The organism is Sphingomonas sp. Leaf37 (assembly GCF_920939475.1).
In the GTDB taxonomy this organism is placed as follows: domain Bacteria; phylum Pseudomonadota; class Alphaproteobacteria; order Sphingomonadales; family Sphingomonadaceae; genus Sphingomonas.
Window position 1 is genome coordinate 882,171 of sequence record NZ_CAKLAX010000001.1, and the last position, 20,903, is coordinate 903,073.

A 20,903-nucleotide genomic window follows, 5' to 3' on the forward strand; every position below is an offset into this window, starting at 1 on the left:
TCAATTCTCCCTGGACGGGCTGACGAAGACGTCTTCGATGGCGAGCTCGAACAGCTCGGCGATCTTGAAGGCGAGGGGAAGCGACGGGTCGTAGCGGCCCGTCTCGATGGCATTGACGCTCTGGCGGCTGACCTCGAGCTGTTCGGCGAGATGCTGCTGGCTCCAGCCGCGGGTCGCGCGCAGATCGCGCAGGTGGTTGTTCATGCCGCCCGGCCATAGGACAGCTTGTTGACGCAGCCGCCGATACCGAGACCGCCGAACCAGACGATCGGCCAGACGTAGGCGACGGCATGCGGCACCAGATCGAAGTTTTCCAGGAAGCCCCAGAAGGTCGCTGCCGTCATGGTGATCCCGGTCGCGATCAGCGACTGGCGTGCCATCAGCATGCGAACGTATTCGTCGCGTTCGTCGGCGAAATAGAGACCGATGACGACGAAGAATCCGCACACCGGCACGGCGGGCAGAATACCCAGAACGTAGGCGAGCGGGCCGGACACCAGATGGCGCGCGAACAGCCAGCACACCGGCATCAGCACGGCGGCGTAGACGATGGAGAGGATGATGATGCGACGGTTGTACCGACGCTGGGCAGGCGATGCGACCATAAGAACCTCCTTCGATTCGTTGTGAAGGAAGCTTTACATGGAAAGTCAGCTTTACGTCAAGCGCGCTTTACATCAGATGATGAACTCGACCGATCGTTGCTGCACCGCATCGCCGCGCTTCGCGACGATCTTGCCGTGCAGCGCTTCGATCGTGCGGCTGCCGGTGGTCTTGAACAGGAACGGGAAGACGCCGTGCAGCACGGCCGCGACGCCGCCTGCGATCATCCGGACGCCGAAGCCGGTCGCAACGCGCAAATGTTCGGGGTAGCTTTCGCCGACCGAAGCCGGGTGTTCGGTGAACGGGTTCATCGCAGCGTTCCTTCCGATGGCCAGTCTAACCCTTTGCGGCGAGCGCGGCCAGCATGTCGGCGGCGAGCAGGCTGAGCGTGTCGTCGCGCGCGCCCATCACGACGATGCGGTCGCCGGGCCGCGCCACCGCGACGAGGCGGTCGGCGGCGGCGGCGCGATCGGCGATGTGGATCGCCTCGCGGCCGGCGGCGACGACGTCGGCGACGATGTCCGCGCTGCCGACCTCTCGCGCGACGGTGCCGCCCTGATAGACGGGATCGGGCAGTACCAGCACGTCCGTAGGGGCGAGCCGATCGGCGAACATCGCCGCCAATTCGTGGCGCATCACCTTCAGCGGGCCATAGCCGTGCGGCTGGAACAGGACGAGCAGGCGGCCGGGGAAGGCGTGCAGCGTGTCGAGCGTCGCGGCGATCTTGTCGGGGTTGTGGCCGAAATCGTCGATTACCGCGACCCCGCCCGCCTCGCCGACCAGATCGAAGCGGCGCCGCAGCCCGGTGAAGCCGCCGATCGCCTGTGCGGCCCGGGTCAGCGGTACGCCGGCGGCGACCGCGGCGGCGATCGCGGCGAGCGCGTTGGCGACATTGTGACGGCCCGGCACCTGCAACGTCACCGGGATGGCGGTGTTGCCCGCCGCGATCAGGTCGAACGTCACCGAGAAGGGCGCCTCGACGATCTGCCGCGCGGCGAAATCGGCGTCGCGGTCGAGGCCGAAGCTCGCGATCCGCTCCGCCGGCAGCGTGCGGGCCAGCGCGGCGGCGTCGTCGTTGTCGAGGTTGACGATCGCCGTCTCCGCCTTGGCGATGAAGTCGGCGAATAGGCGGCGGAGTTCGTCCAGCCCCTTGTGGTCGAGGCTGACGTTGTTGAGGACGGCGATGCGCGGGCGGTAGTTGGCGATCGAGCCGTCGCTTTCGTCCACCTCGCTGACGAAGGCCTCGCCGGCGCCGACCAATGCGCTGGCGAAGGGCGCGTCGGGATGGGCGAGGTTCTTCATCACCGCGCCGTTCATCACCGTCGGATCGCCGCCGCTCGCTTGCAGGATCCAGCCGATCATGCCGGTGACGGTCGATTTGCCGCTGGTGCCGGCGACGCCGATCGGCAGGCGGCTCTGGTTAAATAGGGTGGAGAGCAGGTCGGCGCGGCTGAGGCGGGTGCAGCCGACCCGTTCCGCCGCGACGATGTCCGCCACCGTCGCCTCGACCGCGGCGGAGGCGACGACGATCTGGTCGGCCGACACGATGCCGCTGCCGTCCTGCGGGAACAGGCCGATACCCCGCGCGCGCAGGCTGTCGAACTTGGCGGGAACGCGTCCCTGGTCGAGGCCGCGGTCGGACCCTTCGACGATGGCGCCGCGGCCGCGCAGGATCGTCGCGAGCGGCATCATCCCCGACCCGCCGATCCCCACGAGGAAGAATCGCTTGCCCCCGACGGAGCCCCGGATGTTGCCGTTGGTCATCCGCCCGCGCTATCGACGCCGCGACGCAGGGGCAAGGCTCTGTGGATGAGCCGGGGTGAAGACGCATGCGTATCGGAGTGGTGGCGCCGGCCAGCATCGGCAACAAGGATGCCGAGGCGCCGTTCCTCGCCTTCGCCGCATTGGCCTATCCAGAGGTCGATCTGGTCGTGCACCCGCAATGCTGGGAGGTGGCGGGCCATTTCGCCGGCGACGACGCGCGGCGAGCGTCCGCGTTCCTCGAATTTGCCAATGATCCCGGGTTCGACGCGATCTGGTTCCTGCGTGGCGGCTATGGATCGAACCGCATCCTGCCATTGGTGATGCCGCACCTTGGGCCGGCGGCGCGGCACAAGAGCTACCTCGGCTATTCCGACATGGGATTCCTGCTGGGCGCGCTGTACGCGCGGCGGATCGGGCGGCCCTGTCATGGCCCGATGGCGAGCGATATCCGGCGCAAGGGCGGGGACGTGACGGTGGCGCGGTCGCTCGGGTGGCTGGCGCGGGGCGACCGGCAAGGGCTGGAGCCGGGGCTGGACGGGCGGCCGGCGGCGGCGTTCAACCTGTCGATCCTGGGTGCGCTGATCGGCACGCCCTATCTGCCCGACCTGACCGATCACGTGCTGCTGATCGAGGAGGTGTCGGAGCCGATGTACAATATCGACCGGCTGCTGTTCCACATGGGTCACGCCACGCAGTTGCAGGGGCTGGCCGGTGTGCGGCTGGGCAGCGTCACCGCAGTGCAGCCGAACGAGCCCGAATGGGCGGATAGTCTGGAGTTCATGGTGCGGCGCTGGTGCGGGGATCTGCGTGTGCCGTACCTCGGGAGGGCGGACATCGGCCATACGCAAAGCAATCGCGTGGTGCCGTTCGGGATGGTTTGAGCGTATCGGTGCTCCTGCGAACGCAGGAGCCCAGGGCCACGGACGTATTCGCTTGCGATCCTGGGTTCCTGCGTTCGCAGTAACACGGGGCGGTCCAGGCACAGCGAGAGCGCTCGCGACGGGGGGATTTCAGGCAATGCTTGCCTATATACCTCGCGCCGCTTTATTCGGCCCACCTCAACCAAGCTGAAAGTCCATCATGTCCGCCATGTTCCGTATCACGCTGCCCGACGGTTCCGTCCGCGAGGTTGCGCCCGGGACTACCCCCGCGGATGTCGCCGCGGCGATCGGGCCGGGTCTGGCCAAGGCGGCGCTCGCCGCGCGGATCGATGGGCAGGTGCGCGATCTCAACCGGCCGTTCGAGGGCGACACCAACCTTGCGCTGGTGACCGCCAAGGATGAGGCGGACGCGCTCGAACTCGTCCGCCACGACCTCGCGCATGTGATGGCGGAGGCGGTGCAGCACCTGTTCCCCGGCACGCAGATCACCTTCGGCCCGGCGACGGACGATGGCTTTTACTACGACTTCGCGCCGAAGGACCGGCAGTTCACCGAAGACGACCTGCCCGCGATCGAGGCGGAGATGCGCCGCATCATCGCGCGCAACGAACCGTTCACGCGCGAGGTTTGGAGCCGCGAGCAGCTGATCGAAACGTGGACGAAGCAGGGCGAGACCTTCAAGGCGGAATGGGCCGCCGAGCTGCCCGATGGCGAAGAGCTGACGATCTATCGCCAAGGCCAGTGGCTCGACATGTGCCGCGGTCCGCACATGGCCTCGACCGGCAAGCTCGACCCCAATGCGTTCAAGCTGACCCGCGTATCGGGCGCTTATTGGCGCGGCGATCAGAAGAACGCGATGCTAAGCCGCATCTACGGCACCGGCTGGCTCAACAAGAAGCAGCTCGACCAGCACCTCTTCATGCTGGAAGAGGCGGCGAAGCGCGATCATCGCAAGATCGGCGCGGAGATGGACCTGTTCCACCTCCAGTCCGAGGCGCAAGGCAGCGTGTTCTGGCACCCCAAGGGCTTTATCCTGTGGCGGCAGCTGGAGGCGTACATGCGCCGCCGGTTGGACGCGGCCGATTATGCCGAGGTCAAGACGCCGCAGTTGATGGACGCCAAACAATGGGAGCAGTCCGGCCACTGGGGCAAGTATCGCGAGAACATGTTCGTGGTGCCGGACGAAGTGCCGAACACCGAAGACGAAGGACAGGTTCTGTCCGGCGAAGGCGACCTGATGGCGCTGAAGCCGATGAACTGCCCGGCGCACGTCCTGATCTTCAAGCAGGGGATCAAGTCGTATCGCGACCTGCCAATCCGCATGGCCGAATTCGGCTGCTGCCACCGCAACGAGCCGCATGGCGCGTTGCACGGCATCATGCGCGTCCGTCAGTTCACGCAGGACGATGCGCATATCTTCGTCCGCGAGGACCAGTTGGTCGACGAGGTTCGCAAGTTCTGCGAACTGCTCGACAGCGTCTACAAGCACCTGGGCTTCGACAGCTATGCGATCAAGCTGGCGCTGCGACCGGAGAAGCGCTTCGGCTCCGAGGCGATGTGGGACTGGGCCGAACAGTCGCTGCGGGACGCAGTTGCCGCGACTGGCCGCGATACGGCGGAATACGGCTGGGAAGAGCTGCCGGGCGAGGGGGCGTTCTACGCACCGAAGCTCGAATTCCACCTGACCGATGCGATCGGGCGGACGTGGCAGGTCGGTACGATCCAGACCGACACCGTGCTGCCCGAACGGCTCGACGCGAGCTATGTCGGCGAGGACGGCAACCGCCATCGCCCGATCATGCTCCACCGCGCGATCCTGGGCACGTTCGAACGCTTCATCGGCATCCTGATCGAACATCATGCCGGCCGCTTCCCGCTGTGGCTGTCGCCGGTGCAGGCGGTGGTGGCGACGATCGTGTCGGACGCCGACGATTATGCCGACGAGGTCGCGGCGACGCTGCGCAAGGCCGGCATCCGGGTGGAGACGGACCTGCGCAACGAGAAGATCAACTACAAGGTGCGCGAGCATTCGGTCGCCAAGGTCCCGGTACTGCTCGTCGTCGGCAAGCGCGAGGCGGAAGAGGGCAAGGTCGCCGTCCGCAGGCTGGGGAGCCAGGCGCAAGAGTTCGTGACGGTGGACGAGATCGTCGCCAGGCTGCGCGACGAGGCGACTCCGCCCGATCTGAGATAAGCCCTTTCACCCCTCTCCGTCCTTGCGGAGAGGGGACAAGGTCCCTTTTAAAAACGGCCGCGATCCACTATATCCGAACCCAAACCACCACAGGAGCAATACCCATACGTCCTCCCATGATGCGCCGGCCGAACCAGGCGCCGCCAATGAATGGCCCTCGTTTCAACGAGTGGATCGTCAGCCCCAAGGTCCGCGTGATCGACCATGAGGGCGAGAATCTCGGCGTGATGTACACGCGCGAGGCTATGGCGCAGGCGCAGGAACTGGGCCTCGATCTGGTCGAGGTGTCGCCGAACGCCGATCCGCCCGTCGCCAAGTTCCTCGACGTCGGCAAGTTCAAGTACGAGGCGCAGAAGAAGGCGAACCTCGCGCGCAAGTCGCAGAAGACGCAGGAGATCAAGGAGATCAAGATGCGTCCGAACATCGACGACCACGATTACGACACCAAGATGAAGAAGGTTGCCGAGTTCATCGAGGAGGGCGACAAGGTGAAGGTCACCATGCGCTTCCGCGGTCGCGAACTCAGCCACGGCCAGCTCGGCATGGCGGTGCTCCAGCGCGTCGCGGAGCAGGTCGCCGAGACGGCCAAGGTCGAGGCCTATCCGCGCATGGAAGGCCGGCAGATGCTGATGGTGCTCGCGCCCAAGTAAGCGTCGCTTCCCTGTCTTTTCCGATACGACGATTGCCGTAGCGGAACGCACTTTTGAACACCGGGTCCGGCAACGGGCCCGGTGTTGCGCATTGGCGACACTCCGTTCGAAAATCGGATACCGGCATCACAAAATACTAGACGCTCACGCCTGTGTGGCCCTAGCCTGAAAAGAAAACCCGATATTCGAAAAACGAAATCGTTCAGGAGAGAGATGACCATGCGCCTTACCGCGTACCTATTGTCGGCAGCGACTATCGCGATCGCCACCCCCGCGATGGCGCAGAACAATTCTCCCGAACCGTCCAGTGCCGCGACGCAGAGCACCTCGACCGCGACCGCGGGTTCGGTGTCTCAGGACGATAACAACCAGGCCGACATCGTCGTCACCGCGCAGGGCCGTGCGCAGGCGCTGGCCGATGTCCCCGTCGCCATCTCTGCGATTTCCGCCGAAACGCTCCAGAATTCCGGCGCCAACGACATCCGCCAGCTGAACCAGCTCGCGCCGTCGCTGCTGGTGTCCTCGACCGGTTCGGAAGCGAATGGCTCTGCACGTATCCGCGGCATCGGTACGGTCGGCGATAATCCCGGCCTGGAAAGCTCGGTCGCGGTGTTCATCGACGGCGTCTATCGCTCGCGCTCCGGCATCGGCCTCACCGAGCTGGGCGAGATCGACCGGGTCGAGGTGCTGCGCGGTCCGCAGGGTACGCTGGGCGGGCGCAACTCGTCCGCCGGCCTGATCAGCATCATCAGCAAGGCGCCGTCTTTCCAGGGCGTCAGCGGCGGTGCCGAGGCGACCTACGGCAATTACGATTTCTACCGTCTCGCCGGCAACGTGAACCTGCCGCTGACCGAGACGATCGCCGCCCGTGTCGATGGCGTCTACGTCAAGCGCGACGGCTTCTATCGCGATTACACCAACAACACCGACGTCAACGATCGCGATCGCTATTTCCTGCGCGGGCAGTTGCTGTTCGAGCCCAGCAGCGACATCAGTCTGCGCCTGATCGGCGACTATACCAAGCGCAATGAGAAATGCTGCGCGGCGACCTATGTCGACCGTTCGGTCAACCCGGCGATCGGCAATCTCAACGAACCGGCGTCGCCCCTGCTGCAACCCGGGGCAACCCCGGGCCGCATCAACGACAGCGGCAACAACATCGTGAACGTGATCAGCGATCTCGGTCAGCCGCTCAGCCTGATCAATCGTCCGGGCTACAGCCGCGACGTGTCGGTCAGCCCGGGTCGCAGTTTCGCCGGCACGACCAAGGACTGGGGCGTGTCGGGGCAGCTCGACTGGAATTTCGGCACGACGAAGCTGACGTCGATCACGGCCTATCGCGACTATGATTCGGATCAGGGTTCCGACACCGATTATAGCCGCGTCGACATCCTGTACCGCGCCGCCAACGGCAATTCGGCGCGCCGTTTCCGCACCTTCACGCAGGAACTGCGCATCAACGGCTCGCTGTTCAACGACAAGCTCGACTGGCTCGTCGGCGGCTTCTTCGCAAACGAAGATCTGCGGGTCCTGGATAACCTGCGCTTCGGCACGCAGTACGGCCGCTTCGCCACGTGCCGTGCCGTGTCGGGCGGCGCTCTGGCGAGCTTCTATCTCCCGACCGGCGCATCCTGCCTTAGCCCGACCGGTCGTGCCGTTATCGGCAGCGGCGCGGCGACGGGGGGATCGGCGCCGCTCGGTGGCGTGCTACTCGCCGCGTTCGACCGTCTCGACGGTGTCAATGACAAGGGTTCGACACGCGACGTCTACAATCAGAACAGCCGCAATTACGCGATCTTCACGCACAATATCTTCCATGTCACCGATACGGTCGATCTGACGATCGGCGCCCGTTACACGAACGAGCGCAAGAAGTTCGATGCGACGTTCACCAACGACAACACCGCCTGTCTTGCCCAGCAGAATGCGCTGGCACCCTTCCGGGCAGCTCTGGGTGCGACCGCTGCCGCTCTGATCGGCCTGACGTGTCAGGGCAATTCGACGTCCGAACTGAACGGCGTTTCGATCAACAGCAAGCGCAAGGAAGACAAGATCACCGGCACGGCGATCCTGTCGTGGAAGCCGATCGACGATCTGCTGGTCTACGGCAGCTTCTCCCGCGGGTACAAGGCGGGCGGGTTCAACCTCGACCGTTCGGCGCTGAAGCCGCCGACGGCGACGTTCGCGTCTGTCGGAGGCGCGCAGGCGTTGGCGAATTCACTGCAGTTCGCGCCGGAAACCGTCGATGCCTTCGAAATCGGCGCCAAGTACGCGACCGGTCCGTTCACGCTGTCCGCCGCGGCTTTCATCCAGGATTTCAGCAACTTCCAGCTGAACACCTTCAACGGCACGGTATTCCTCGTGCAGAACATCAATGGCTGTTCGTCGAACCTGAATGGCGGCGATCGTGATCAGGACAAGTTCGCCGCTGCGGCGAGCTTCAACGCGGCGGCGGCCACGTCCGGCGTCTGCCCGTCGGGCGACGTCGGTTACGGCGTGCGGTCGAAGGGCATCGAGCTGGAGGCGTCGCTGGTGCCGGCGCGCGACTTCCGCGTCACGATGGGCCTGACGCTGACCGATACCGGCTATCGCAGCCAGCTGGTCGGCACATCCGCGGGCGCGCCGCTCGATCAGGCACTGCGCCTGCTGCCGGGTAACAACCTGTCCAACTCCGCCGATATCGTCGCCACGTCGTCGGCATCGTGGACGCCGCAGATCGGTGGTGGCTATTCGGCGCTGTTCTACGTCGATACCCGCATGACGAGCGACTATAACACCGGCTCCGACCTGTTCCCGCAAAAGGCGCAGGACGGCTATGCGATCGTCAACGCCCGCATCGGCCTGCGCACGCCGGACGAGAAATTCTCGCTGGAGCTGTGGGCGCAGAACCTGACCAACGTCGATTACGCCCAGGTCGCGTTCAACTCGCCGTTCCAGGAAGGCGCGACGACGGCAGCCTTCCAGGACCCGCAATATCCGGGTGGCCGCCAGCTGTTCTCGCAGTATCTCGCCGAACCGCGCACTTATGGTGCAACGATCCGCGCACGTTTCTGATTTCACGAGGCAACGACCGACTGGGCCGGCCGCAGCGATGCGGTCGGCTTTTTTTTACATTTGGAGACGCGCTCGCCGCGGTCGCGCTTCGCCGCATCGCAATGCGATTGTCGGATCTCGACCGGAACCCCCATCCCGTGCCGGTATTTAGGTTCGGCAAAGGGGAAAGCCGCTGATCTTCGATTCCATGCTGGTGAAATTCGCGCTGATCGGCGTGCTCGGTATCGGCGCGCAGTGGATCGCGTGGCGCACCGGCCGCCCGGCGATCGCGCTGATGCTGATCGCGGGCGTGCTCGCCGGGCCCGTCACGGGGCTGATCGACCCGCAACGCGATTTCGGCGCGCTGCAACAGCCGATCATCAAGCTGGCCGTTGCCGTCATCCTGTTCGAAGGCGGTCTCAGCCTCAACTTCCGCGACCTGCGCCATGCCGGATCGGCGGTGCTGCGGCTGGTGCTGATCGGCGTCCCCGTCGGCTGGGTGCTCGGCACCGCCGCGGCCTTTTATGGGGCGGGGCTGCCGCTCGGCATCTCGGCGCTGTTCGGCGGCATTCTCGTGGTCACGGGACCGACGGTGATCGGGCCGATGCTGCGCACGTTGCGCGTACCGGCACGCGTCCGCGATACGCTGAAGTGGGAAGGGATCGTCAACGATCCGATCGGTGCGCTGCTCGCCGTCGCGATCTATGCCTACATCACCTATGTCGGGCCGGATCGCAGCGCGATCGCGATCGGCTTCGACGTCGCGGCGGCGACGTTGATCGCGGGTCTGATCGGCGTCGGACTGGGCTTCGGCATCACCACGGCGTTCCGCCGCGGCTATATCCCCGAATATCTGAAGGCGCCCAGCGTATTGGTCGCGGTGATCGCCGGCTTCGTCGCCGCCGATCTGATCAAGCATGAGACCGGCCTCATCACCGTAACGGTGATGGGTGTCGTCATGGCCAACCGGCCGACGCAATCGACGGCAGCGCTGAAGCATTTCAAGGAGGACCTCGCCGTCCTGCTGATCTCCGGCGTCTTCATCATCCTGTCGGCGACGTTGCAGTGGAACGTCGTCGAGCGGTTCCAGGCGCGCTTCCTCGTGTTCCTGTTCCTGCTGCTGTTCGTGGTCCGGCCGGTGACGGTGATGGCCAGCCTGCTGTTCTCGAACATGCCATGGCGCGAGCGGCTGTTCGTCGCGTGGATCGCGCCGCGGGGCGTGGTGGCGATCGCCGTCACCAGCCTGTTCGCGCTGCGGCTCGACGATTTCGGGATGAAGGATGCCGACGCGCTGGTGCCGCTGGTGTTCGGCGTGGTGGTCGCGACGATCTTCGCGCACGGCTTTTCCGCCGGCTGGGTCGCGCGCCGGCTCGGGATCGACAAGGGCAAGGGCGAAGGCGTGCTGCTGGTCGGCGCCAACGCCTTCACCACGGCATTGGGCGTGGCGTTGCAGGGAATGGGGCTGAAGGTCACGGTAGCGGATACCGCCAAGTTCGCGCTGCGCGCCGCCCGCAAGCGCGAGCTGGAGGTCTATCGTGGCGATATCCTCGACGAGGTTACGCAGGATACGCTCGACATGCTCCAGTTCCAGCATGTCATCGCCGCCACCGACAGCGATTCGTACAACGCTTTGGTCTGCGCGGATCTGGGGCCGGAGGTCGGCACCGACCGCCTTTCGCATACCGGCATGGATGAGGAGCGTCGTGCCCGCGGGCGAGGCAGGGTGCTGCTGGAAGACGGCGAGACGATCGACGAATTGCAGACCCGGGTGACCGCGGGATGGGGCTTTGGCCGCACCCGGATCACCGACGTCTTCGGTTACGACGCCTATCGCGCGCGACTGGCGCGGGGCGCGGAGCCGGTGGCCGTGCTGAAACCCGATCGCCGACTGCTGCTGTTTTCGACCACGCAGCGCCCGGTGGTGGAGGCGGGCGATACGATGCTCACCTTCGCGCCTCCGGAGCCCGTCTAGGCCGCCTCGTCCATGGCCTCTCCCGCCGCGGCCATGCGCAGCCGCTTTTCCAGCGTCTTCAGGCGCAGCGTGGCGGTGATCCGGTCGCCGGTCAGGTCGGTGACGTAGAAGGTATCGACGGCGCGTTCGCCATAGGTCGCGACATGCGCCGAATGCAGCGTCACCTTCGACTGGAACAGCGCCTGCGCCAGCTGGTTGAGCAGCGCCGGGCGATCGCGCGCGTTGACCTCGATCACGGTGAACCGGTTCGACGCGTGATTGTCGATCAGCACGTTGGGTTCGATCTCGAACGCATCCGCCCGCGTCCGCGGCGCCGGCTTGGCGACCAGCCGATCCGCCAGCTTGCCGCGATTGGCCAGCGCATCCTCGATCGCGGTCTTCAGCCGATCCAGCTGATCCAGGTCGTCGAACGGCCGCCCGAACGGGTCCTGCACCAGGAAATTGTCGATCGCCATGCCGTCCCGGGTCGTATGGATACGTGCGTCGATGATGTTGCCGCCCGCGACGTGGATTGCGCCGGCGATGCGATAGAACAGACCCGGGTGGTCGGCGGCGTAGATCGTCACCAGCGTCGCGCCGCGCTCCGAATAGACCTGCGCGTCGATCGATAGCGGCGTGTCGCCCGCCGCGGCGATGAAGCGGGCGTTGTGCGCAAGGACATCGTCGGGTTCGGCGATCCAATACGCTTCGGGAAAACGGCGGACGAAGGCATCGAACCGCGCCACGTCCCAGCCCAGCGTCGCTTGCAGCGTGGCCTGCCGCGTGGCGATCCGCTCCGTCCGTCCCCGCTGCTTGTGACCCAGCCGCAGCACCTCTTCCGCTGCCTCGAACAGGTCGGCGAGCAACTGCCGCTTCCATCCGTTCCACGTGCCGGGACCGACCGCGCGGATATCGACGATCGTCAGCACCAGCAGCAGCCGCAGTCGCTCGGGGCTCTGCACCACCTCGCAGAAATCGAGGATCGTCTTGAAATCGCTCAGATCGCGTTTGAAGGCCGTCGCCGACATCAGCAGGTGCCAGCGGACCAGCCACGCCACCGTCTCCGTCTCGGCCGGGGTCAGCCCGAACCGCGGGCACAGCCGCTCGGCGACTTCCGCACCCAGGATCGAATGATCGCCGCCGCGTCCCTTCGCGATATCGTGCAGCAGCACCGCGACGAACAGCACCCGCCGCGACAGGATATGCTTGATGATCGCCGACGACAGCGGATGATCGTCCTTCAGCGCCCCGCTTTCGATCCGCGCCAGCAACCCGATCGCGCGGATGGTATGCTCGTCGACGGTGTAATGATGGTACATGTCGAACTGCATTTGCGCGACGACCCGGCCGAAGTCGGGCACGAACCGCCCGAACACGCCCGCCTCGTTCATCCAGCGCAGCACCAGCTCGGGGTCGCGGGGGCTCGTCAGCACGTCGAGGAACAGCGCGTTGGCGCGGGGATCGCGCCGGTGCCGGGCGATCAGCCGGGCATCGCGGTTGGCCGCGCGCATCGCCAGCGGATGGATCTCGACGCCATGCAGGTCGGCAAGCTGGAATATCTCGATCAGCCGGACCGGGTCCTCGATGAAATAATCGTCGCGCGGCAGCGCCAGCCGCCCGCGATCGAGTACGAAGCCGTGCAGCTTTCCGGGCCGCCGCCGGATCGTCGGCAATCCGAACCGCCGCCCGCGTGCCGCGAACCGCTCGTCCAGATGCGCGAGGAACACCCCCGTCAGATCGCCGACCGTCTTCGCCTGCAAAAAGTAATATTGCATGAAGCGTTCGACCGCGGATTTGCCGGGACGGTCCGAAAAGCGCATCCGCGTCGCGATCTCGCGTTGCACGTCGAAGGTCAGCCGGTCCTCCGCCCGCCGCGTGACGCTGTGCAGGTGGCAGCGGACGGCCTGCAGGAAATTATCGGCACGGTGGAACAGCTTGTATTCCGCTTTGGTCAGCAGCCCGACGTCGACCAGATCGGCACCGCGCTGTACGTCATGGATATACTTGCCGATCCAGAACAGCGCGTGGACGTCGCGCAGGCCGCCCTTGCCCTCCTTGACGTTGGGCTCGACGACGTAGCGGGTGTCGCCCATCTTGCGGTGGCGCGCGTCGCGTTCGGCGAGCTTGTCGGCGATGAACTGGCGCTCGGTGCCATGCTGCACCTCCGCCTTGAAACGCTTCGCCGCCTCGTCGTACAGGCTGGTGTCCCCGGTGACGTAGCGCGCCTCCAGCAAGGCGGTGCGGATCGTCACGTCGCCTTTCGCCTGGCGCACCATCTCGTCCAGCGATCGACTGGAATGGCCGATCTTCAGCCCGATGTCCCATAGCGCGTACAGCATCGATTCGATGACCTGTTCCGCCCACGGCGTCTGTTTGGCGGGGGTCAGGAAGCCGATGTCGACGTCCGAATAGGGCGCCATCTCGGCCCGCCCGTAGCCGCCGACGGCAATGAGGGTCAGGCGTTCGCCGGAGGTGGGATTGGCGAGCGGGTGCAGCCGCTGCGTCGCGACGTCGAACAGCACGCGGAGCAGCGCGTCGGTAAGATACGCCTGCGCGTTCGAGGCCTCGAGTCCGCGAGAGGGATGCGTGGCGAGGCGTCGCTCGATCTCCGCGCGGCCGTCGGCAAGGGCGACCTTGAGCATCGCAGCGACCTGACCGCGCAACGCGGCGTCGCTGGCATCGATCGCAGCAATGCGTTCGGCGAGCGCGCGCCGATCGACGATCGTGCGGCGGTTGGGAATGTGATCGAAGCGGCCGTTCATGCCCGCGTCATAGCGGCGGGATGGTTAAGGGGACAGCCGGGGAGACGAGGGAGTGGACGGAATTCAGCCCTCCCGCGCGAGCGCCTTCAGCCGGTATAGCGTATCCAGCGCCTCGCGCGGGGTCAGCGCGTCTACATCCAGCGCCTCCACCTCGCTGCGGATCGCGTCGCATTGCTCCTCTTCGGCCACCTGCGCTGCGGCGAACAGGGGCAGGTCGTCCAGCCCCGCCGCCAGCCCGCCGGTCTTCGCGCGCCCCGCCTCCAGCTTGGCCAGCACCGCCTTCGCCCGCGCCACCGTCGCCGGCGGCATCCCCGCCAGCCGCGCCACTGCCAGCCCGTAGCTGCGATCCGCGGGGCCCTGCGACAGCTCGTGCAGCAGCACCAGTTCACCCTTCCACTCGCGTGCACGCACATGATGCAGCGTCAGCGCCTCGCAGCGCTCCGCCAGCCGGGTCAGTTCGTGGTAGTGCGTGGCGAACAGGCAACGGCAGCGATTGTCCTCGTGGATCGCCTCCACCACCGCCCAGGCGATGGCGAGCCCGTCATAGGTGCTGGTGCCACGCCCGACCTCGTCGAGGATGACGAAGCTGTTCGGCGTCGCCTGCGCCAGGATCGCCGCGGTCTCGACCATCTCGACCATGAAGGTCGATCGCCCGCGCGCCAGATTGTCCGACGCGCCGACGCGGCTGAACAGTCGATCGACGAGGCCCAACGTCGCCTTGCTCGCCGGCACGTAGCTGCCCGCCTGCGCCAGCACCGCGATCAGCGCATTCTGGCGCAGGAAGGTCGACTTGCCGCCCATGTTCGGACCCGTCACCAGCCACAGCCGCGAATCCGGCGACAGCGCGCAATCGTTGGCGACGAAGCGGTCGCCCGACTTCGCCACCGCCGCCTCCACGACGGGGTGCCGTCCGCCGGCGATCTCGAAACAGGCGTGGTCGACCAGATGCGGCCGCGCCCATTGCCCCTCCGCCGCCCGCTCGGCGAGCGCGGCGGCGACGTCGATCCGCGCCAGCGCATCGGCGGTGGCGGCGATCGCCTCGCGGTGGGCGAGGGCGGCGGCGGTGAGTTCTTCCAGATGCGCGGCTTCCGCGGCGAGCGCATGATCTCCCGCCTGCGATACGCGCGCGGCGACCTCATGCAGCGCCGGCGTGTTGAAGCGGACCACACCGGCCAGCGTCTGGCGATGGGTGAAGCCGCTGTCGGGCTGCATCAGCGGGTCGGCGGCGCGGGCCGGCACCTCGACATGGTAGCCCAGCACGTTGTTGTGGCGGATCTTGAGCGCGGTAATGCCGGTGGCGGTCTTGAACTCCGCCTCCAGCGTCGCGATCGCGCGTCGCCCGCCTGCGCCGGCATCGCGCAGATCGTCGAGCGCGAGGTCGTAGCCCGCGGCGATATACCCGCCATCGCTCGCCTCGATCGGCGGCGACGGCACCAGCGCACGCTTGAGCAGGTCGATCAGCGCGCCATGACCGCGCAAGCGCGGCGCGACGCGGTCCAGCAGCGCCAGCGGCGCATCGATCCTGCCCAGCCGCTCGCCGAGATGCCACGCACCATCGAGACCATCGCGCAACTGCCCGAGATCGCGCGGGGACCCACGTCCCGCCGCCAGCCGCCCGATCGCGCGACCGATATCCGGCAACGCCCGCAACGCGGCACGAACCTGCTCGCGCTGTCCACCGGCATCATGGAAATACTGCACCAGATCGAGCCGAGCATCAATCGCCGCCTTGTCCATCAGCGGCGCACCGAGGTCGCTCGCCAGCAGCCGCGCGCCCGCGCCGGTCACCGTCCGGTCGATGCAATCGAGCAGGCTGCCCTTGCGCTGCCCGCCGGTGGTGCAGGTCAGCTCGAGGCTGTCGCGCGTCGCCGCATCGATCGCCATCGTCTCCGCCGCCTGCGTCAGGCGCGGCGGTCGCAGGAAGGGCAGGGCACCCTTGGCGGTATGCTCCAGATAGGCGACCAACCCGCCCGCCGCCGCCAGTCCCGCCCGGCTGAACTGGCCGAAGCCGTCGAGCGTCGCCACGCCGAACAGCGCCTTCAGTCGCGTCTCGCCGCCGCCGCTGTCGAACCCCTGTTTCGGCCGCAGCGTCGTTGCCGCATGCGCCTGGTCGCCCGCCTCGGACGCAACCACTTCGGCCGCAGCCAGCCGCGCAAGCTCCGCACCGAGTGCATCGACGGAACAGTCGATCACCTCGAACCGCCCGGTCGACACGTCCGCAGCGGCCAGCGCCACCGCACCCGCCGCCTCGCCGATCGCGACGCACCAATTGTCTTGCCGCGCGTCGAGCAGCGCCTCCTCGGTCAGCGTCCCCGCGGTAACCACCCGGACGATCCCGCGCGACACCAGCGCCTTGTAGCCGCCTCGTGCCTTGGCCTCGGCGGGCGTCTCGGTCTGTTCGGCGATGGCGACGCGGTGCCCCGCCTTGATCAGCCGCTGGAGATAGGCGGTGGAGGCATGCACCGGCACGCCGCACATCGGGATTTTCTCGCCCTCATGCTCGCCGCGCGACGTCAGCGCGATGTCGAGCACCTGCGCCGCGATCCGCGCATCGTCGAAGAACAATTCGAAGAAATCGCCCATGCGATAGAACAGCAGGCAATCCTCCGCCTCGGCCTTCAGCCCGAGGTATTGGGCCATCATGGGGGTAGGGGTGGTCGCGAGAGTCGCCATCGACGGTCTGATAGCCGCTCGCCATATTCAGGCAAGGCGGCGAACGACCGCATCGCTGACCAGCGCGGGTTGAAAGCCCCGTCCGAAACGGTCAAGAGCCGTAGCGTCAGCCCGTCAGCGAGGTCCCATGTCCGACGAAGCGTCCATCCAATTCTCCGAGCGCGAGGCGCTGCTGTTCCATTCGGAGGGGCGTCCCGGCAAGCTCGAGATCATCGCTTCGAAGCCGATGGCAACCCAGCGCGACCTCGCGCTCGCCTATTCGCCGGGCGTCGCCGTGCCGGTTCAGGCGATCGCCGACGACCCCGCAACCGCCTACGATTACACCGCAAAGGGCAACCTCGTCGCGGTCATCTCCAACGGCACCGCGATCCTCGGCATGGGCAATCTCGGCGCGCTCGCATCGAAGCCGGTGATGGAGGGCAAGGCGGTGCTGTTCAAGCGGTTCGCCGACGTCGATTCGATCGATATCGAGCTGAAGACGGAGGACGTCGACCGCTTCATCGACGCGGTCGAGCTGATGGAACCGACCTTCGGCGGCATCAACCTTGAGGATATCAAGGCGCCCGAATGCTTCATCATCGAGCAGACGCTGCGCGAACGGATGAACATCCCGGTCTTCCATGACGACCAGCACGGCACCGCGATCATCGCCTCGGCCGGGCTCATCAACGCCTGCCTGCTGACCGGCAGAAAGCTGCAGGACGTGCGGCTCGTCGTCAACGGTGCCGGCGCGGCGGCGATCGCCTGTACCGAATTGATGAAGGCGATGGGCGTACGCCACGACAACGTCATCATGTGCGACAAGGCCGGCGTGATCTATCAAGGCCGCGACGACGTGAACCAGTGGCAGTCGGCGCATGCGGCGAACACCGACCGTCGGACGCTGACCGAGGCGCTGGCGGGTGCCGACGTGTTCCTCGGCCTGTCCGCCGCGGGCGCGCTCAAGCCCGAGATGGTCGAGCATATGGCCCCATCCCCGATCATCTTCGCGATGGCAAATCCCGAACCGGAAATTCGCCCGGAGCTGGCCAAGGCGGCGCGTCCCGATGCGATTGTCGCCACCGGTCGATCGGATTATCCCAACCAGATCAACAACGTGATCTGCTTCCCCTTCATCTTCCGCGGTGCGCTCGACGTGCGGGCGACCGGCATCAACGACGCGATGAAGATCGCCGCGGCGAACGCCATCGCCGAACTGGCCCGCCAGCGCGTGCCGGAGGAGGTGGCGGTCGCTTATGGTGTGCAGCACAGCTTCGGCCCCGAATATATCATCCCGTCGCCGTTCGATCCGCGGCTGATGGAGATCGTACCGACCGCCGTCGCCAGGGCGGCGATGGATTCCGGCATCGCGCTCAAGCCGATCCTCGACATGGAGGCGTATCGCCAGTCGCTGCGCGCACGGCTCAACCCGACGACCTCGGTGCTCAGCCTCGCCTATGAAGGCGCACGTGCGCGGCCGAAGCGCGTGCTGTTCGCCGAGGGCGAGGAAGAGGTAGTGCTGCGCGCCGCGATCTCGTTCAAGGAAGGCGGCTATGGCACCCCGGTGCTGGTCGGTCGCGACGACGTCTACGATCGCCTGAAGGCATTGGGTGTGACCAATCCGCAGGAGTATGAGGTCCACAACAGCCGCCATTCGCCGCTGGTCCCGAAGATGGTCGATTTCGTCTACGCCCGGCTCCAGCGGCGTGGTTACCTGCGCCGCGATGTCGAGCGGATGATCAACCAGGATCGCAACGTGTTCGGCGCGGCGCTGCTCCAGCTCGGCGAAGCGGATGCGATGATCACCGGCATCACCCGCACCTGGGCGGAATCGATGCGTCAGGTGAAGCGCGTCATCGATCCGGAGGCGGGTCGCACCCCGTTCGGCATCCACGTCCTCGTCGGGCAGAGCCACACCGTCTTCATCGCCGACACCACGGTCAACGAACGTCCGACCGGCGAACAACTGGCGGACTTCGCCGAACAGACCGCGCAGGTCGCGCGCCGCATGGGCCACGAACCGCGCGTCGCGATGCTCAGCTATTCGACCTTCGGCAATCCGAAGGGCGCGTGGGTCGATAACATCCGCGACGCCGTGTCGGTGCTCGACCGCCGCAAGGTCGGCTTCGAATATGAAGGCGAGATGCCGCCCGACGTCGCGCTCAACCCGAAGCAGATGAAGAACTATCCGTTCGCGCGCCTGTCCGGGCCCGCCAACATCCTGATCATGCCGGGCCTGCAATCCGCGCATATCTCGGCCAAGCTGTTGCGCGAACTGGGCGGCGACAATGTCATCGGCCCGATGCTGATCGGCATGGAAAAGCCGGTGCAGATCGCGCCGATGACCTCGACCGCCAGCGAATTGGTGACGCTTGCGGTGCTCGCGGCGGGTGGTATCGCCCGCTGATACCGCTTCCGCTTGCATATTAAATAAAATTGCTTTCCATATCTCCCGCGGCTTCGAGACCGCGGGAGACAGGAGAGAGCTTATGAGGGGGTTGCTGTACGCTGCGCTGGGCGTGACCGCGCTGGCATCGGTGCCGACCGGATCGGCACAGACCGGCGATATCCTGCAAAAAGCGATCAACACGCCGGGCGTCGCCTATAGCGTCTATGGCGCGGGGCAGACCAACAAGCCGGTGAAGGCGGATGTCGTCGGCGGACGTGCGCTCCAGGTCGTCGTCACCGCGACCGGCGGCAACGTCTGGGATGTCGGCGCCAGTTCCCCGATCGCCAAGCCGATCGCAAGGGGGGACAGGATCGTCGTCGCTTTCTGGGCGCGCGCGCCGAAGCTGGCGGGCGACGCCACCGCGTCCATCCCCTTCGCCGGGGTTGCGATGGCCGCCACGCCTTACACGCCGATCGTCACCGGTTCTGCGGCCGTAGGGCGCGAATGGAAGTTGCAACAGGTCACCGGGGTCGCGGCCAGCGATGCCGCGACCGGCGCGGCGATGGTGTCGCTGCACCTCGGCGGGGCCAAGGCGGTGTTCGAATTCGGCCCGATCTTCGTACTCGATCTCGGCAAAGGCGGTTGATCCGCGTGCCCGCTATCCTTGAAGGAATTATCCATGTTTGACCGGCGTTCGATCATCGTTGGGGGCGCGACGCTGGTCGCCGGTTGCGCGACGCCCGTGCGTCCCGGCACCGCCGGCACGGCACCGTCCCGCTTCGTCGGTGTCGACGGCCTGCACTTCGTGCGCGACGGCAAGCCCTATCGCTACGCCGGTGCCAACGTCTGGTATGGCGCATGGCTGGGCGCGGACACCGCCTATGGCAACCGTGCGCGGCTGGGGCGCGAACTCGACCGGCTACAGGCGCTCGGTGTCCGTAACCTCCGCATCATCGGTTCGGCGGAGGAATCGCCGCTGAAGAACTCGATTACGCCGGGCTTCCGCGGCAAGGGCAGCAGCTACAACGAAGATTTGCTGAAGGGCCTCGACTGGACGCTTGCCGAAATGGCGAAGCGCGACATGACCGCCATCGTCTACCTCGCCAATTTCTGGGAATGGTCCGGCGGGATGATGACCTACCTGTCGTGGGTCAACGGCGGCAACTTCATCAACATGAACGATCCCGCACATCCATGGCCGGAATTTCCGGATCGCAACGCCGCTTTCTACACCAGCCGCCCCGCCCAGACGCTGCTGCGCGATTACATCAAGGCGGTGGTGCAGCGGACCAACAGCGTCACCGGCGTGGCCTATGCCGACGATCCGACGATCATGGCATGGCAGCTCGCCAACGAACCGCGCCCCGGTGGATCGGATGCGGTCGCGGTGCCGAACCTGCCCAACTTCTACCGCTGGATCGACGAGACGGCGCGGTACATCAAGGCGCTCGATGGTCATCATCTGGTGACCACCGGGTCGGAGGGGCTGAAGGGCTCGATCGAGCGCGAAGACGTCGTGCTCGACGCGCATCGCTCGCCCGCGATCGATTACATGACGACGCACATCTGGCCTAACAACTGGAGCTGGATGGACGCGGGCAATCTCGCCACCACCTATGACGCCGGCTCCGCCAAGGTCGCCGACTATATCGCGGCCCACGTCCGGCTGGCCCGCCAGCTCGGCAAGCCGTTGGTGATCGAGGAGTTCGGCTATCCCCGCGATGGCGCGACCGCTTACGATCCGAAGATCGCCACGACGTTCAAGGACCGCTTCTATCGCCAGATCTACGCGGCGGTCGAAGCGGACACTGCCGCCGGTGGACCGCTCGCCGGTTCCAACTTCTGGGCGTGGAACGGCGAGGCGCGGACGCCGCATGCCGACTATCGCTTCGTGCGCGGCGATCTCGGCTACATGGGCGACCCCCCGCACGAGCCGCAGGGCTGGTACGGGGTGTTCGATAGCGACGCGAGCACCATGGCGGTGATCAAGGCGCACGCGGCGGCGCTGGCGGGGTGACTCCAACCGA

The 20,903-nt window shown here is 66.3% G+C and carries 14 protein-coding genes; 8 read left to right on the forward strand and 6 right to left on the reverse strand.

Features of this window, described 5'->3' with window-relative positions; translation table 11 throughout:
* The 4 genes from LRA87_RS04110 to LRA87_RS04125 all read right to left on the reverse strand — a co-directional run bounded on the left by LRA87_RS04110 (position 1) and on the right by LRA87_RS04125 (position 2,367).
* Positions 1 to 204, reverse strand: a complete 204-nt coding sequence (locus LRA87_RS04110; RefSeq protein ID WP_230629481.1) for a helix-turn-helix transcriptional regulator — start codon at positions 202 to 204, stop codon at positions 1 to 3.
* Complete coding sequence (locus LRA87_RS04115) at positions 201 to 605, reverse strand: hypothetical protein (protein ID WP_230629482.1); 405 nt, start codon at positions 603 to 605, stop codon at positions 201 to 203. Before LRA87_RS04115 ends, LRA87_RS04110 begins: the two co-directional genes overlap by 4 nt.
* 72 nt (positions 606 to 677) lie before the next feature.
* Positions 678 to 914, reverse strand: a complete 237-nt coding sequence (locus tag LRA87_RS04120) for a DUF6356 family protein (protein ID WP_230629483.1) — start codon at positions 912 to 914, stop codon at positions 678 to 680.
* A gap of 25 nt (positions 915 to 939) precedes the next feature.
* Positions 940 to 2,367 carry a Mur ligase family protein gene (locus LRA87_RS04125; protein WP_230629484.1) on the reverse strand — a complete coding sequence of 476 codons (1,428 nt, stop codon included), beginning with the start codon at positions 2,365 to 2,367 and terminating at the stop codon, positions 940 to 942.
* A 65-nt stretch (positions 2,368 to 2,432) separates the two neighbouring features.
* On the opposite strand from LRA87_RS04125, the gene LRA87_RS04130 reads away from it, so the two are divergent.
* The 5 genes from LRA87_RS04130 to LRA87_RS04150 all read left to right on the forward strand — a co-directional run bounded on the left by LRA87_RS04130 (position 2,433) and on the right by LRA87_RS04150 (position 11,094).
* On the forward strand, positions 2,433 to 3,248 hold the full coding sequence (locus LRA87_RS04130) for an LD-carboxypeptidase (protein ID WP_230629485.1): 816 nt from the start codon (positions 2,433 to 2,435) through the stop codon (positions 3,246 to 3,248).
* A 199-nt stretch (positions 3,249 to 3,447) separates the two neighbouring features.
* Entirely contained in the window at positions 3,448 to 5,439 is a 1,992-nt protein-coding gene (thrS, locus tag LRA87_RS04135) for a threonine--tRNA ligase (protein ID WP_230629486.1), read from the forward strand.
* A 116-nt stretch (positions 5,440 to 5,555) separates the two neighbouring features.
* Complete coding sequence (gene infC / locus LRA87_RS04140) at positions 5,556 to 6,089, forward strand: translation initiation factor IF-3 (protein WP_163959129.1); 534 nt, start codon at positions 5,556 to 5,558, stop codon at positions 6,087 to 6,089.
* A 219-nt stretch (positions 6,090 to 6,308) separates the two neighbouring features.
* On the forward strand, positions 6,309 to 9,143 hold the full coding sequence (locus tag LRA87_RS04145) for a TonB-dependent receptor (RefSeq protein ID WP_230629803.1): 2,835 nt from the start codon (positions 6,309 to 6,311) through the stop codon (positions 9,141 to 9,143).
* 187 nt (positions 9,144 to 9,330) lie between these two features.
* Positions 9,331 to 11,094 carry a cation:proton antiporter gene (locus tag LRA87_RS04150; RefSeq protein WP_230629487.1) on the forward strand — a complete coding sequence of 588 codons (1,764 nt, stop codon included), beginning with the start codon at positions 9,331 to 9,333 and terminating at the stop codon, positions 11,092 to 11,094.
* Here the strand turns inward: LRA87_RS04150 and LRA87_RS04155 are convergent.
* A complete protein-coding gene (locus LRA87_RS04155; RefSeq protein WP_230629488.1) occupies positions 11,091 to 13,835 on the reverse strand; it encodes a [protein-PII] uridylyltransferase in 2,745 nt (914 codons plus the stop codon). The two genes, LRA87_RS04150 and LRA87_RS04155, sit on opposite strands and share 4 nt — an antisense overlap.
* A gap of 63 nt (positions 13,836 to 13,898) precedes the next feature.
* Positions 13,899 to 16,478, reverse strand: a complete 2,580-nt coding sequence (mutS, locus tag LRA87_RS04160; RefSeq protein WP_230629804.1) for a DNA mismatch repair protein MutS — start codon at positions 16,476 to 16,478, stop codon at positions 13,899 to 13,901.
* Between the two features lie 157 nt (positions 16,479 to 16,635).
* Between mutS and LRA87_RS04165 the strand changes: the two genes are divergently transcribed.
* The 3 genes from LRA87_RS04165 to LRA87_RS04175 all read left to right on the forward strand — a co-directional run bounded on the left by LRA87_RS04165 (position 16,636) and on the right by LRA87_RS04175 (position 20,893).
* Positions 16,636 to 18,894 (forward strand): NADP-dependent malic enzyme, encoded by a 2,259-nt coding sequence (locus tag LRA87_RS04165; protein ID WP_230629489.1) that lies wholly within the window; start codon positions 16,636 to 16,638, stop codon positions 18,892 to 18,894.
* Between the two features lie 82 nt (positions 18,895 to 18,976).
* Positions 18,977 to 19,522 (forward strand): hypothetical protein, encoded by a 546-nt coding sequence (locus tag LRA87_RS04170; protein ID WP_230629490.1) that lies wholly within the window; start codon positions 18,977 to 18,979, stop codon positions 19,520 to 19,522.
* A gap of 33 nt (positions 19,523 to 19,555) precedes the next feature.
* Entirely contained in the window at positions 19,556 to 20,893 is a 1,338-nt protein-coding gene (locus LRA87_RS04175) for a glycoside hydrolase 5 family protein (RefSeq protein ID WP_230629491.1), read from the forward strand.
* The last annotated feature ends 10 nt before the right edge of the window (positions 20,894 to 20,903 follow it).

What these genes read in the sequence shown, in the direction of transcription:
- LRA87_RS04150 (WP_230629487.1), top strand. Translation starts at nt 9,331, where the DNA reads ATGCTGGTGAAATTCGCGCTGATCGGCGTGCTCGGTATCGGCGCGCAG.
- mutS (WP_230629804.1), bottom strand. Translation starts at nt 16,478, where the DNA reads ATGATGGCCCAATACCTCGGGCTGAAGGCCGAGGCGGAGGATTGCCTG.
- thrS (WP_230629486.1), top strand. Translation starts at nt 3,448, where the DNA reads ATGTCCGCCATGTTCCGTATCACGCTGCCCGACGGTTCCGTCCGCGAG.
- LRA87_RS04145 (WP_230629803.1), top strand. Translation starts at nt 6,309, where the DNA reads ATGCGCCTTACCGCGTACCTATTGTCGGCAGCGACTATCGCGATCGCC.
- LRA87_RS04115 (WP_230629482.1), bottom strand. Translation starts at nt 605, where the DNA reads ATGGTCGCATCGCCTGCCCAGCGTCGGTACAACCGTCGCATCATCATC.
- LRA87_RS04155 (WP_230629488.1), bottom strand. Translation starts at nt 13,835, where the DNA reads ATGAACGGCCGCTTCGATCACATTCCCAACCGCCGCACGATCGTCGAT.
- LRA87_RS04175 (WP_230629491.1), top strand. Translation starts at nt 19,556, where the DNA reads ATGTTTGACCGGCGTTCGATCATCGTTGGGGGCGCGACGCTGGTCGCC.
- LRA87_RS04130 (WP_230629485.1), top strand. Translation starts at nt 2,433, where the DNA reads ATGCGTATCGGAGTGGTGGCGCCGGCCAGCATCGGCAACAAGGATGCC.
- LRA87_RS04165 (WP_230629489.1), top strand. Translation starts at nt 16,636, where the DNA reads ATGTCCGACGAAGCGTCCATCCAATTCTCCGAGCGCGAGGCGCTGCTG.
- LRA87_RS04110 (WP_230629481.1), bottom strand. Translation starts at nt 204, where the DNA reads ATGAACAACCACCTGCGCGATCTGCGCGCGACCCGCGGCTGGAGCCAG.
- LRA87_RS04120 (WP_230629483.1), bottom strand. Translation starts at nt 914, where the DNA reads ATGAACCCGTTCACCGAACACCCGGCTTCGGTCGGCGAAAGCTACCCC.
- LRA87_RS04125 (WP_230629484.1), bottom strand. Translation starts at nt 2,367, where the DNA reads ATGACCAACGGCAACATCCGGGGCTCCGTCGGGGGCAAGCGATTCTTC.
- LRA87_RS04170 (WP_230629490.1), top strand. Translation starts at nt 18,977, where the DNA reads ATGAGGGGGTTGCTGTACGCTGCGCTGGGCGTGACCGCGCTGGCATCG.
- infC (WP_163959129.1), top strand. Translation starts at nt 5,556, where the DNA reads ATGATGCGCCGGCCGAACCAGGCGCCGCCAATGAATGGCCCTCGTTTC.